The sequence below is a fragment of the Chryseobacterium sp. Bi04 genome (assembly GCF_918698085.1).
Taxonomy (GTDB): domain Bacteria; phylum Bacteroidota; class Bacteroidia; order Flavobacteriales; family Weeksellaceae; genus Chryseobacterium.
Genome location: NZ_CAKKLP010000005.1, coordinates 279,310 through 293,668, shown reverse-complemented (window position 1 = coordinate 293,668; position 14,359 = coordinate 279,310). Strand labels below are relative to the sequence as shown.

General features: G+C 35.5%; 11 protein-coding genes, 1 tRNA gene and 1 pseudogene. 10 read left to right on the top strand and 3 right to left on the bottom strand.

From position 1 onward, the window contains the following. Positions 1 to 3: 3 nt before the first annotated feature. Both LQV47_RS10905 and LQV47_RS10900 read right to left on the bottom strand, forming a co-directional pair. The gene (locus tag LQV47_RS10905) at positions 4 to 249 is read right to left on the bottom strand and encodes a hypothetical protein (protein ID WP_230036766.1); all 246 of its coding nucleotides are present in this window, start codon (positions 247 to 249) and stop codon (positions 4 to 6) included. Between the two features lie 152 nt (positions 250 to 401). Next, entirely contained in the window at positions 402 to 1,529 is a 1,128-nt protein-coding gene (locus LQV47_RS10900) for a lactonase family protein (protein WP_230036869.1), read from the bottom strand. Positions 1,530 to 1,853: 324 nt separating this feature from the next. Here LQV47_RS10900 and LQV47_RS10895 point away from each other — a divergent pair, with 324 nt between their 5' ends. The 10 genes and pseudogenes from LQV47_RS10895 (at position 1,854) to LQV47_RS10850 (ending at position 14,082) form a co-directional block, all read left to right on the top strand. Next, positions 1,854 to 3,500 (top strand): T9SS type A sorting domain-containing protein, encoded by a 1,647-nt coding sequence (locus LQV47_RS10895; RefSeq protein WP_230036764.1) that lies wholly within the window; start codon positions 1,854 to 1,856, stop codon positions 3,498 to 3,500. Positions 3,501 to 3,513: 13 nt separating this feature from the next. Beyond that, entirely contained in the window at positions 3,514 to 6,795 is a 3,282-nt protein-coding gene (locus tag LQV47_RS10890; protein ID WP_230036762.1) for a hypothetical protein, read from the top strand. 8 nt (positions 6,796 to 6,803) lie between these two features. Beyond that, the gene (locus LQV47_RS10885) at positions 6,804 to 10,214 is read left to right on the top strand and encodes a DUF6443 domain-containing protein (protein ID WP_230036760.1); all 3,411 of its coding nucleotides are present in this window, start codon (positions 6,804 to 6,806) and stop codon (positions 10,212 to 10,214) included. Between the two features lie 2 nt (positions 10,215 to 10,216). Further along, positions 10,217 to 10,513 carry an NTF2 fold immunity protein gene (locus tag LQV47_RS10880; protein ID WP_230036758.1) on the top strand — a complete coding sequence of 99 codons (297 nt, stop codon included), beginning with the start codon at positions 10,217 to 10,219 and terminating at the stop codon, positions 10,511 to 10,513. Positions 10,514 to 10,680: 167 nt separating this feature from the next. Beyond that, the gene (locus LQV47_RS10875) at positions 10,681 to 10,893 is read left to right on the top strand and encodes a hypothetical protein (RefSeq protein WP_230036756.1); all 213 of its coding nucleotides are present in this window, start codon (positions 10,681 to 10,683) and stop codon (positions 10,891 to 10,893) included. Then, positions 10,860 to 11,573 (top strand): annotated as a pseudogene (locus LQV47_RS10870) (hypothetical protein); the annotation flags it as partial. The gene LQV47_RS10875 and the pseudogene LQV47_RS10870, both read left to right, overlap by 34 nt. A 2-nt stretch (positions 11,574 to 11,575) precedes the next feature. After that, positions 11,576 to 12,028 carry a hypothetical protein gene (locus LQV47_RS10865; RefSeq protein WP_230036752.1) on the top strand — a complete coding sequence of 151 codons (453 nt, stop codon included), beginning with the start codon at positions 11,576 to 11,578 and terminating at the stop codon, positions 12,026 to 12,028. A 201-nt stretch (positions 12,029 to 12,229) separates the two neighbouring features. Further along, on the top strand, positions 12,230 to 13,009 hold the full coding sequence (locus LQV47_RS10860; RefSeq protein ID WP_230036750.1) for a matrixin family metalloprotease: 780 nt from the start codon (positions 12,230 to 12,232) through the stop codon (positions 13,007 to 13,009). Next, positions 12,969 to 13,421 carry a hypothetical protein gene (locus LQV47_RS10855; RefSeq protein ID WP_230036748.1) on the top strand — a complete coding sequence of 151 codons (453 nt, stop codon included), beginning with the start codon at positions 12,969 to 12,971 and terminating at the stop codon, positions 13,419 to 13,421. The genes LQV47_RS10860 and LQV47_RS10855 overlap by 41 nt, the downstream gene beginning before the upstream one ends. Positions 13,422 to 13,626: 205 nt before the next feature. Next, entirely contained in the window at positions 13,627 to 14,082 is a 456-nt protein-coding gene (locus LQV47_RS10850; protein WP_230036746.1) for a hypothetical protein, read from the top strand. A 140-nt stretch (positions 14,083 to 14,222) separates the two neighbouring features. Here the strand turns inward: LQV47_RS10850 and LQV47_RS10845 are convergent. Then, positions 14,223 to 14,294: transfer RNA gene (locus LQV47_RS10845), tRNA-Arg, on the bottom strand. Positions 14,295 to 14,359 lie beyond the last annotated feature (65 nt).

Below are 14,359 nucleotides of genomic sequence, written 5' to 3'. Positions count from 1 at the left end.
AGATCATAACACCTGTAGCTCTTTAAAAACATCAATAACAGCCTCAATGAGCCCTTTTTCTATGGCTGGGCTTGAAGCGTTATCAGGAACAATAGCCCGTAAATTACCCTCATCATCCCGCTCAAAGACTACATCGGTACCATTGATATTGACATAAAGTTTATAACCATAGGTAAATGTGGCAAGGCGTCCGGTAAAAAGAAGGTCTTTGCCCTTATAGGTTACCGGTATTTCTAAATCATGTTCCATGAGTATGAGTTTCTATGCATTTTAAATACCGGGCAAAGGTCGGAATTCTTACCCTGAATTTATAATTTAAATAATAATTTTTATATAATATGGAAAAAAACGTTTTCATCCTTTCAACCAATGGTAAATCGTTCATCGAATGATAAGATTAACTAATATTTCCTGATCTGGACTGAAGATACTTGCTTTATTTTTACCCTTTTTCCTACTTTTTTCAGCAGTCCCGTTTCTGCATTTCGTCTGAATACAAATGCATCTCCGCTTTGAGCATTCGTCACAATTAAGAATTTTCCAGTTTCATCAATAGCAAATACTCTTGGATGTTTCCCTTTGGTTGACTGATAGCCTACGGTTTTTAGTTTTCCGTCATTTTGAATTGAAAATATGGCGATATTATTTTCAACGCCACGATTGGAAGCATATAAATAAAGCCCGTCAGGAGAAATATGAACGTCAGAACTTTCAAAATCTTCTTTAAATTTTTCAGAATGAGTATCTATTCTCTGAATAGGAGTCAGTTTTCCCTGAGCGTACGAATATACACTTACAGCACCACCCATTTCTTCAATACAATAAGCATATTTTCCGTTCGGATGGAAGGTGAAATGTCTTGGGCCGCTTCCTGAAACAGCCTGTGTAAAAGGAGGCTCTGCAGGAACTAAAGGCTCATTTTTTTCATTTTCAAATCGATAACTTCTGATTTTATCCGCTCCCAGATCCGGAAGAAAAACATAATCAAAATCTGGCGAAAAAACAGTAGAATGAATATGAGAACGTTCCTGTCTTCCGGGATCGATACTGCCTTCCAAAAATTGAAAATTCTGAACACCCGGCTGTATGCTTCCATTTTCTAAAACCGGATAAACAGAAACACTTCCTTCTGTATAATTTCCATTAATTAACCATTTTCCATTTTGGTGAGCCATTACATACACCGGGTTTTCGCCGCCGCTTTTCTGACTGTTTATAAAAGTCAGCTTTTTATCTGAAGGATTAAATGCAAAACTGCTTACACTGCCCGCATTTTTTGTTTTGCTTTCCGTACACGCAAAAACATATTTTCCATTGGGAGATAAAGTCAGAAAAGACGGATTTAAAATACCTTTAACGGAGGTTACTTTTGATAATTTCCCCTTGATGGTATCCAGTTCATATACATAAATTCCCTCAGCGGTTTTATCACGGTTAAACGAACCGAAAAACACATACGTATTTTGTGAATATAATTTTGTAAAGGCTAAAATTATAAAGACTAAGCTTAGGGTCTTCTTCAAGGGTATAAATAATTTTTAGATAATTTAAGGCAGTACCGCCGATAGATTGCAAATCTACATATTTAGGTTGGCTTGACAGCATATTTCTTTATGAAAATGGGTGTAACTCTAATGTTTTATTTCGTAATTAAGCATTTTCTACTATTTGGTTTCTTCTTTATTAACTAAAAAATATGACAGGTTCTGTCGCTTTGAGACTATATCTTTGTATTATAAAAATAAAAAAACACCGTCAGGTGATAAATTGATATTAAATCACATCAAAATGATTTTGTGTGTTAAAAATTGTTAAATTTGAAGAATTTTAAATAAGTAATTAAAAAACAACAGATGAAAAAACTCTACTTGGGTGCATGTACTCTATGCACCATCCTGAGCCTCTCTGCCCAGGAAGTGATTTGGCAGAAAGACATCAAATCTTCCACTCAGGATTTTCTCAATCAGGTAATCACCACTATTGATCAGCAATATCTTATCACAGGAAGCTCAATTCAGGCTAAAAGCCAGTCGCCAGCTACTGGTAGCCAAAAGCCAAACAACGGCTACGATTTCCATTTGGTAAAACTTAACCAGCAAGGGGAACAGGTTTGGGAGAAATATTTTGCCGGACAAAACCATGATTATTTATCAGGAACGGTGACCACCCAGGATGGTGGATTTCTGGTTTCAGGTACCACATATTCAAGCAAAGGACTGGATAAAAAAGAAGATTCCAAAGGCGGATCGGATATCTGGCTGATCAGGCTGAATGAATTTGGTGATGAACTGTGGCAGAAAACCTTGGGAACATCTTCAGATGAAGAAGCCAAAGCAGTGATTCAGACCACCGACTTAGGATTTTTTGTAGCGGGAAATATTCAAAATTCATCCAAAGGCTATGGTTCAAAAGATGTCTGGATCACCAGGCTGGATAAAGAAGGGAAAGAACTGTCTCAGCTTATTCTAGGGGGAAGAGGACTAGATGAAGTCGAGAAAATGATCCCCACAAAAGACGGTGGAGCATTACTAGGAATCTATTCGAGGAGTTCCGAGGTTCGGGGTTCAGGTTCCGGGGTTGGGAATCCTGAGACTAAACCTTCGACTGAAAGACCGGTTAACTCAATAGCCATTAGCCAAATGCCAAAAGCCAGCAGCAACTTCGGTGAAGGCGACTACTGGATCGTCAAACTGGATAAAAATGGAAAACTAGAATGGGAAAAGAACTTTGGAGGAAAAGGCGATGACCATATCAGAACCCTGGCTTTAACTTCAACCGGTTTTATCATTGGAGGAGAATCCAGATCCGAAAGATCCGGAAATAAATCAGTGGGCATAGAAGAAGGTACAGACCTTTGGCTGATCTCACTGAATGAAAGAGGTGAAGAAATCTGGCAGAAATCCTATAATTTCAAGAACAGGGATATTTTGATGGGAATGAATGTGATTCAGAGCCAAGAGCCGAGAGCCAAGAATCAAGATGCCACCAAAGGAATATTGTTGGGTGGTTATACTCAGTCGGAAGGAAGAATAGAAAAGGACGATGAAACCTTCTGGATGTTGTATCTGGATGGCAACGGTAATGAACAGTGGAGAAAACATGTAAATGGTGACTCGAGAAAAAGAGAGGAGAGACTTTCGGATCTGAAACTTAACAGAGACGGCTCAATTATTCTGGCCGGAACCAGTGCTGAGGAATTAGGAAAAGAAAACTGGAAGATTGTGAAGCTGGGAGACAAACAGGTGGATCAGCTAATAGAAAAGAATGATATCAAAATCTATCCGAATCCGGTTTCAGATTATGCTTATGTAGAAATAGGCTTTGACTTTAAGGAAGCTGACATTATGCTGTACGACATGAGCGGAAGACAGCTTCAGAATATAAAAACTAAAAATAATGTTACCAAAATCAATACCCAGGCTCTGATTCAGGGTGCTTATCTGGTGACCATAAAAACGGATACGAATAAAACAGCGAATGCTAAACTGATTAAGAAATAAAAAACGACGAATCATGAAAAAAATAAATGTGCCCATTTGTATGCTTCTGGCATTCCAATTATACAGTGGCCAGGCGTCATCCGAGCCCAATAATAATTACGGATTACCCAAAATAGTAGCTCCATCCCAGGAAACCTTTGCCAGTAGCAGGATTAGTTTTGAACAATCTTCCAACGGTGATTTTACCCATCAGATTCCTATTTATAGCCAGCTCCGTACCCCAATATCTTTAAGCTACTCCAGTGGCGTTAGAGCAGACGATATTGGGACTAGCACTGGAATGTCCTGGATGCTGACCGCTCCGGGCGTTATTTCGAGGGTTGTAAAAGATGAAACAGACGAAAATAACACCAACTGGAAACCTGAAACGATTAGTGAAACCGCTGATTTACTTGCCATAAAAGAAGCTGCAAGAACAGGAAATGCAATAGATACTGAATATGACTGGTTTAATTTTTCGGTGGCCAATGGACTATCCGGGAGCTTCTACATTAACAGTAATTTACAGGTTTTTACCGAATCAAAAGATAAGGTCAAAATTGAAATTTTTGATCTGAATGCACCTGTATTTGGATACGGAAAACTATTCCGTTTTAAATTGACGGATAAAACAGGGACAGAATATTATTTCGGAGGGTCGGTAGAGAATATTGAAAGGTCCACTACTCAAAGCGCAGGGCCTGACAGGAGTGCCATCACAGGCTGGTATTTATATAAAATAATAGGCCCTGACAAACGGGAAACCAATTTTACTTATATCACAGAAAATCTCAATTATTATTCCTCATTGAATGCAGGGTTTAACCTACTTCAAAAATGCCCGAGTGATCCAACGGGGGTTCAATATACTTACAGTGATATTGTTAAAAACAAACTAAGCCAGCAATCCTACAAACCGAGACTTACTCTTATTTCAGAAGATAATAAGAATGTTTCTTTCATTTATGGAAAAGCACGAAATGATTTATTTACCAGCAATGCTGAAAATAACCTTCTGACTTCCATTGAAATAAAAAACGGGAATTTACTGGTAGAAAAATATAACCTGGAATATCAGGATGTCCAGGCACTAACTGCCGCTACGTATTATAATCTACCTTCTAACGAAACCACTACCAGAAACAGACATTTTTTAAAATCATTAAAAAACGTTACTAAAAACACCAGCACAGATTTCAGCTATTATAATCTGGAAAAACTTCCGGCAAGATTCAGTTTGAATGTTGATTATTATGGTTATCCCAATAATGCCAGTAATGTTTCCCCTTTCCCTGTTCCCGGACCTACCAATAACTTTGGCATTTTTAAATTGATGGGAGCTTATATGCCCTTAACAATGCTTTCTGCTAACAGGGAAGTGCTGCCATCATGGGCTTCAACAGGGAATTTAAAGCAGATCACCCATCCCACCAAAGGAATTTCCGAGATTTTTTATGATCCCAATTCAAGCGCTGGGGCCACCACCAAAGAAATCATGGAGTTAGGTGGTGTGGAAGCCCGATATAATCCCTGTGATGCGTCCCATCATTTTCCCACAGGGACCTTTACTTTTGTTTCCAATGGAAAGGATATTCATTATTTTGCAGTGGCTGGTCCTGATCCGGTACAAGGATGTTACGAGCCGGACCCTAAGTTGGTCAAGCATACTCTAACTATTACGGATGTAACAACAGGAAACAATGTGCGTACAGTTGCCGGCAATGCTACTAAAGACTTCGATTCTGACGCGTCAGGTTCTTCTCCTATAGGTACGGTAGCCGGGCATACCTATACAGTGGAATACAACGTTAAGGGAGTCGCAGCCTCATCCGGAGCTGCTAGAATTTACTATAATGCCCATAATGTTACAACCTATGAACCCGTATATTTTGGAGGAAGCAGGGTTTCCTCCATCAAAGAATCTGATGTAGAAGGGCATAGCTATACCCGGAAGTTTTATTATAACCCTCTTACCAATATTACAAGTTCTCAGACTTCGGTTGCCGATTATAACCTGAACTATATAGGAGCTGCGCTACGTCAAACTTCAAGATCTTGTACATCTGGTTCCAATACATTTCCATCCGTAGAAATAGTCAATATTTATACAGCTAGCCAGGATAATCTGCTGCCTAATTTTAACCATAGAAAAAATAAGGTCACCTATACCGATATTACAGAGATTGTAGAAAATAAAAGTGCAGTAGAGAAAAAGTTTAGTTATGTTCCCAATTCAGAATATAGTATAGGAAGGCCACCCGCGATTTATAACACGGCGGATACCAATTATGGAGAAGAAAAATCTTATTTACTGCTGGAAGAAAACAGTTATCAATATGAAAATTCGGCTTTTAAGAAACAGCTCTCTAAGACTTATAAATATGATTACAGCCAGCTAAAAAGTCTTAAAAACTATGTGTTTAAAGAGAATTTTACCTATTATCCAGACCCTACGGAGGATCAGCTCCTCAATGTCTCATATGGATTTTATGACAACTATTATGGGTTCTACAATCCTACGGAAGTAAAAACAACAGAATATCTACCGGATAATTCTACCATGACTACTACCAGCTACAGTAGTTATGCCAACCCGAACCATTATCAGCTAACCAATTCAAAAACCGTATTTACGGATGGTTCTACTCAGGAGACAAGCTACCAGTATGCTCATGAAAAAGGAAACCCACTGATGATTGGTAAAAATATGATTGGAATCCCTTTGGAAACGAAAACGGTGCAAACGGTGAATAATGTAACAAAAACCCTTTCCAGAACAGAGACCATTTATCCAACGGTTTTACCACATGTTGCTACTGGAAATCTGGTACTTCCTGTATCTATTTTAAGTTACGATAATCTAAACAATGCAAATTCTAAAGAGGTCAGTTTTGATAAATATGATGAACAGGGGAATATTCTGCAATACACTAAAAAGGATGGTATTCCAGTCAGTATTGTCTGGGGATATAATAAGACTGCGCCAATTGCAGAGATTGTTGGAGCTACCTATAGCCAGGTTGAAAGCCTTATCTCTGAAATTGTAGCTAAGTCGAATGAAGATGCTGCTGATCCAACAAAAGAAGGAGCATTGCTTTTAGCCTTTGAGAATTTCAAGCCGGTAGGTTCGGTCACAAAGTATACTTATGATCCTTTGGTGGGCGTAACTCATATTATCCCACCATCAGGGGTCAGAGAGCAGTATATCTATGATACTGGAAACAGGCTCAAAGAAGTAAAGGTCAGGGAAAAAGACGCTTCGGGAAATTACATCATGAGAGCCATTAAGCAATTCACGTATAACTATAAACCTTAACACCAATTATGAAAAAGCAATTTATTAAAAAGTTATTGGCAATAACAGGTTTATTGTCTATATCAACCTTATCATTATCCAATGCACAAACGCAAACGGAAAACTATATCCAGTCCAATACCTGCCTGAATGGTGATTGTACCCAGAAATCAGAAACCATCACTTATTTTGACGGATTGGGAAGACCCAAGCAGATCATCAATGTAAAAGCCACAACAACAGGGAAAGACCTCGTTACGCCCATTACCTATGATGTATTCGGCAGGCAAACCAAGGATATACTTCCGGTTCCAATAGCTACACAAAATTCATCCATCCATTCAGGAGTAATGAATGAAAATACAGCTAATTCTTATTATGGAGTAAGCAATGCCTATGCTGAAAAAGAAATAGAAAGTTCCCCTCTGGACAGGGTTCTACAACAGGGACAGGCAGGCGATGTTTGGAAATTGGGATCAGGACATTCCACAAAATACAAATATGAAAGCAACACCGGGAATGAAGTAAAGCAGTTTGTAACAAGTACCTCTATAAGTACGGCAAATGGCATTTCAACTACTGTTAATTCTATACCTGTTGCTGCTGGCAATGGTTTTCATAATGCAGGCACACTGTATAAAAATACGGTAACCGATGAAGATGGAAATCCTGTCACTCAGTTTGAAAATGCGCGTGGACAGACATTACTTATAAGAAAGAATGATGGAACCCAGAATATAGATACTTACTATGTTTATAACGAATACAATCAGAAAGTATTTATAATTCCGTCATTAGCAATCAAACAAGTTGAACAAAATAATAATGTGATCAGCCAGTCGATTCTGGATGAATTATGTTACCAGTATCGTTATGACGGACAGGGCAGAGAGGTTGAAAAAAAGCTACCAGGAAAAGGCTGGGAATATACAGTCTATGATAATGCTGATAGGCCTATTCTTTCACAGGATGTTAACCTACGTGCCCAAAGTAAATGGATGCTCACAAAATACGATCAGTTGGGCAGGCTGGCCTACACAGGTTTAATTACGGGGGCAGAAGAAAGGATTGTGTACCAATATCTGATTAATAATATGATTGTTACTGAAACACCCACTACCTCCGGATTTAATAAGAATGGGATAATGGTGTATTATACGGATAATTATTTTGCAGGTGCAATATCTACGGTATTAACAGTCAATTATTATGATAGCTACCCACGGGATACAAAAGAATTTCCGCCATCTAAAATTCTTGATCAATTTGTAATTAGTGACGATGGTACTGCTAATGGTGGGGTATCCACTCTCAATATGCCCACTGCCTCTTATGTAAAAAACATTGAAGATGACAACTGGACCAAAACTTACTTTTATTACGATACAAAAGGTAGGAAAGTTGGGGAAAAGAGCTGGAACCATCTTGGCGGGTATACCAAAAAAGATTTTAAGGTTGATTTTTCCGGTATGGTGGAAGAGAGCTACACCTGGCATCTTAAAAGTCCTTCTGACACGGAGGTGAAAATCAAGGAAAGATTTGTTTACGATAATCAAAAGAGGATTCTGAAACAATATCACCAGGTGAATACCAATCCGGAAGAATTACTGGCAGAAAATACTTACAATGAGATCGGGCAGCTTGTTAATAAAAAGACAGGCAATACTACAGGAACACCTTTGCAATCTGTAGATCTTTCTTACAATATCAGGGGATGGCTTACCAAAGTCAATGATCCTGCCAGCTTGAATGGGAAGTTTTTTGCCTATGAAATCAAATATCATAATCCTTCTTATGCCAACGTTTCTGCAGGAAAATACAATGGAAATATCGCAGAAATAGACTGGTCAACTTCGGATGATAGTAAACTGAGAAGGTATAATTATCAGTATGACGGATTGGATAGGCTAAAGAATGGAATTTACTCAGAACCTACTGTCACGGTTCCACAGAATAATTACTATAATGAAACACTAAGTTATGATGTAAACGGAAATATCCAAACCCTAAAAAGAAACAGGTTGTTATCAAATGTAGGAGCTATAGTGATGGATAACCTTAGCTATACCTATACAGGGAACAGGCTTAATACAGTAGCCGATACATCAGGAAATTATGGAGGTTATCCGGATATTTCCAGCAATCTTATCACCTATGATAATAATGGGAATATGACCAGTCATGTTGATAGAGGGATGTTGCAGATTGATTACAATTACCTCAATCTTCCCAACTACATAAAATTTGATAGGGAATATGAATCACATGATTTTCATAATACCTATAATGTCAACACCAGATACCTTTATAATGCTGCTGGTAGTAAGCTAAGAAAAATCTATACCTATGGATCAGGAAGAACCAATATGGAAACTATTAGCACTACTCATTATTTAGATGGGTTTCAATATACTGATAATGAGCTGAACTTTGTACCTACTACTGAAGGATATTATGATTTCGTTCAAAATAAGTATATTTACAACTATACAGATCAGGTAGGAAACATCAGGCTAGCGTATTATAAAGATGCTTCCGGAAATGTAAAAATAGACAGAACCAACCATTACTATCCTTTCGGATTAGAATTTGGGGGAGAGTTAGGTACAAGTAATTCAATTACACCAAATTATACCTATTCCAGCCAAGGACAAGAAAAACAGATGGAAACGGGATGGAGTTCCTACAAGTGGCGAAATTATGATGCTGCGATGGGGAGGTTTTTTAATGTTGACCCGTTAAGTGAAAAGTATAATACATGGTCAACATATGCTTTCAGTGGTAATAGAGTTGTTGACGCAAGGGAATTGGAAGGTTTAGAACCACATATTTTATTTAATAAGAGAGAGGATGCTGCTGCTAATTTTGGACAACAATATAATGGAAAGTCAATTCTAAATAAACGAGAGTATATGGCATTTATTTATTCCATGTCTGTAGATGGAAAAAAATATTATGCTTATAATACTCCTGCAAAAGGAAATGAACATGGTATTCCAAAGAGTAAAATTAATACTTGGTTACCAGAAGGAGCGACTGCCAGTGCTTATATTCATTCCCATGGAAATGATAATAAAGAATATGATGATGAGAATTTCTCTGGAGAAGTAGGTGAACCAGGAGGAGATATTGGTTATGCAAATAAAATAAAGTTAGATGCATTCCTTGTAACACCCGGAGGATTATTAAAATATTTTGATCAAAGTTCAGGTACAGAAAAAACGCTAAGAAAAAATATGCCAAGTGATCCCAGCTCTTTAGAAAGGCAAAATAAGATTGATCCAGTAAAAAATCCTAGTCCTTCTGATGGAGATTATTTAACAAAGCCTAAGACTTCTACCTTCCAAAAACCTAAATTAGACGGTGCTCTAAAATCATTAGATGAGAATAAAAAAAATGAAATCGTATTGAAAAATAACCTTAAACCTAAAAATCAATGATTATGAAAAACTATATCTTATTATTTGTTTTATTTTCTTGCTGTAAAAATACAGCAAGAAATGAACGCCAAATTGTTGGATCTGATAAAGAGGTTGCATTGATTCTCGCTGAAAAAAAATGGAATGAAATTTATGGTAAATCTACCATTAGTAAACAAAAACCATTTATTGTAAAACAAAAAAATGATAGTATTTATACTGTACGTGGAAGTTATCCAAAAGATATGATAGGTGGTGTGGCTTATGCTGAAATAAATGTAAAAACTAAAAAAGTAGTTAAATACACTCATGGAGAATAGTTTAGATTTATTAGTTTTTTTAATGGAAGTTGGAGTTGCTATCTAATTTACGACAAAAAAGCTAGTACTTCTTGTACTCTCTAAATCAAGAGAATGTTATAAATAATTAGGGTATTGATTTCAATACCCTAATTTTCAATGTAATCAGATATTTTCCGATTGCAAAAATGAAACTATTTACTACAGAAAGAAAGTTAGTTACCCACTATTATCCTTTTGGACTGGAATTTGGGGGAGAATTAGGTACGAGTAATTCAATAACGCCAAATTATACCTATTCTAGCCAGGGCAGGAAAAACAACAAGAGACAGGATGGAGTTCTTACAGATGGAGGAATTATGATGCTGCGATGGGCAGGTTTTTCAATGTTGACCCTTTAAGTGAAAAATATGCTTATCAATCACACTATAACTTTTCAGAGAATAGAGTTGTTGATGGGAGAGAACTGGAAGGATTAGAATGGGCTTCTACAAAAAATGATAAAGGCATAACGACTAATCGACAACTTGCTGTATCTATTAATAATAATACCAAACTTAAAGATAAACAGTTTAATCAATTAGTAGAATTCATAAAAAAAGATTTTTCGAAGACTTATGGAGCAGACGGAGCAAAAGCTGAATTGATTATTTCAGATAAAGCGACCATGAAAGTTGAAATTGTAAATCAAACAAGTGAGGTTATAACTAATGAAAATGGTGAAGAATTTTCAAAATTTAAAGGAGGCGTTACTGCAACATTAGGGGAAACTCAAGAAAATTCATTTACAGTTACGGGCACAGTTGATGGTACCAAAAGAGGAAATAGTGATATTGCAAGATCTTTTAATCATGAATCTGGACACTCTGCTGGATTAGATCATCCTTGGGAGAACAGGGATAAAGTTTCTGATGTTAATCAAAAGTCGAAAGATGTTTCACCCAAAACAGTTAAAGCTAATCTTTTAAATTCAGGAGCTAATCCAAATCCAAACTATAAACAAAGTGCCGGATCAAAATTGACCTCCGGACAGTTAAAAAAAATGGATGAAATAATACAATCTCAACAACCAAAGAATTAATTATGAAAAAATTTATATATTATCTGATAATCTTATGTGTCCTAGGTGGCTGTAAAAGCTTTACAAGAACAGATTTACAGAGTGATTGTGGAAATACCTTTGAAGTCCAATACATTAAAAAAGGGAAATACAAACTTTCTAAACAAGAAAGAGCAAAAAATTATTTAACTATTTATTTCTTGGACGAGTTTAATGATCAGATAAAAATTAACATTAATCAAAAGGAGATATTTAATAAAAAGATCGTTACAGATACTACAAAATTTGATACTTATTCTGCCGCTTTTACCTATAAACTGTCGTCTGCCGATAATAAATATATTATGAAAGGATATTCAGAGCGTAATAAAACGTGCTTTGAAATACCGATTGATACAAAATATAGGATTATTTATCTCTATTACTATCAAAATAAATGGATTGTTAGATTTAGTAACAACTTAAGAATTGATTAGAAGAAGTTTCTCGTAGTAGTGAGTATCTTGTTCATATCTTAGGATAAAAAGCAAACTGTCTTTTATACTTATAATGTGCTATTTTATATTTACTACCATAGAGATTTAATCGTAAATCTCAGGCTGACCTACAGTATTGGAGCTGGCGAAAATCTGACAATAGACAAGGATGACTCACTTTTATCTCTTTTGGGCTAGAGTTTGGAAGAAATTAAGTACCTCCATTCAATAACGCCAAATTATACTTATTCTAGTCAGGGACAGGAAAAACTGAGAGAAACGGGATGGAGTTCCTACAAGTGGAGGAATTATGATGCTGCGATGGGTAGGTTCTTTAATGTTGACCCGTTAAGTGAAAAGTATGCTTATCAATCCCATTTTAATTTTGCTGAAAATAGGGTTGTTGACGGTAGAGAATTGGAAGGTTTGGAATGGGCATCAACTCATTATTATTCTTTAAATGGATCTCAAAGAATTGAGAATAAGGTAAGGCTAAAAGTAGAAAATAATTCTTCATTACTACAAAAAGATGCAGTCTCACTTGTTAACACAATTGTAGCCAATGCAGAAAAGACATTTACAGGAACAACTAATGATGTATCAATTACTACGAAATTTGAGTCTGTGCAATATGTAAATAAGTTAAAAGAAGGTGATTATGGAATAAAATTAGTTGATAAGGTAGAAGGAGGATCAAGTCCTATGACTGCAGGTTTAGCAATTGTTGGAGACTCCCAATCCAATATAATGCAGGTACATACAATATTTGCGAGTAATGAGCCTGCTGTAGGTGTTCATGAAATGGGGCATTCTGTTGGAATGAACCATGAATCTGATCCAAAAAATTTGATGGATAAGCAGCCTACCGAGTATAATGTTACTAATGAACAATTGGAAACAATGAAACAAAATATCCCAACAAAAGTAAAAATAGAAACGAATGAAAAACAATTTGTTACACCATTATTTAATATTGATTAGTTTTATATTAATCCTTATTTTCAATTCCTGCAATGCTTTTAGAGCACAGGAATTGAAATATCATACTAGTTATGATAACTTAGAATTAACAGAAAAAGAAAAAAATATTGATAAAATAATTAAAGATAAATTTAATGTGGTTTTTGAAGAGTTATTTAAGAGTGATAAAATAGATATATATATCAATGGGAAAAATAAATTTTCTAAAGAAATATCAACTAATAATGTAACTGGTGAATCTGCATTTTTCTCCAGTAATGATAAAATAATAAGCTCTTTTATTATTTATGTAAATAACAATAAAATTGAACTGAAAAATTCGGATTTGATAAAATTTAAATATTTATATATTCAAAAAAAAGGACAGAATTTACTTTTGACATTCTCTAATAGACCAAAATATTATGCTTAATTTCCACGCTGTGCACAGACTGTGACTTTGAGTTAATAAATAAAGACCATTGCAATTGCAATGGTCTTGTCTTGGCGCAGTAACAGCTATATTTACCAGTACAAGGAATGAGTAAAAAAGAAGCTTTTACGAAGACTGCGAACGCAGTTCAGCCAGGGTAAGTTTTACGGTAAACTTTACCGTGCAAATAAAATTCGAAAGCTAAATGATAAATTTTGTTAAAACATATTACACTATAATATTTGCTATTTTAACTATAGCAATGATTTTTTACCAATATCATTTTATAAGAAAATTTAAAAGTTCTTATAAGCAAGATGGCCTTTATGCAATTGGTACAATAAAAAAAATTGATGATTATGGAAGAGGGACTGGTTTCAATTTTATATACACTTTTATTGTAAACGGAAAGAAATTTACATCAGTATGTGATATTGGAGATTTATCGTTTTCAACTGCACAGAAAGAAGTAGATAAAAAATGTTTAATTATATATTTGAATAATGATGTTCATAACAATAGACTTTATCCAAGTATTCCTTTAAATGATTCTCTAAATAATGATATTAAAATACGAAAGTGGATTGAAAGTAATTCTAAGGTCAAATCTAAAATAGATCCAGTTCCTTCACCAGGTTATTTTTTGCAAAATTATTTTTAGAAATATTTAAAAGAGTCTTTACTTACTACTTTATTTTTACAGTAGTTGCTAAAATAGTTTTCAAACTCTGTTACTCTAATGATTTTCTTGAAGTGAATCAATACTATTATCTAAAATCAATGCCTACATTATTTTAAAAGTAGCCCCACCAGGAATCGAACCTGGATCTAAAGTTTAGGAAACTTCTATTCTATCCATTGAACTATGGGGCCTTTGGAGTCGTAAAGATACATATTATTTAAATCTGTTTTAATGATTTGAAGATGACAGAATGGAG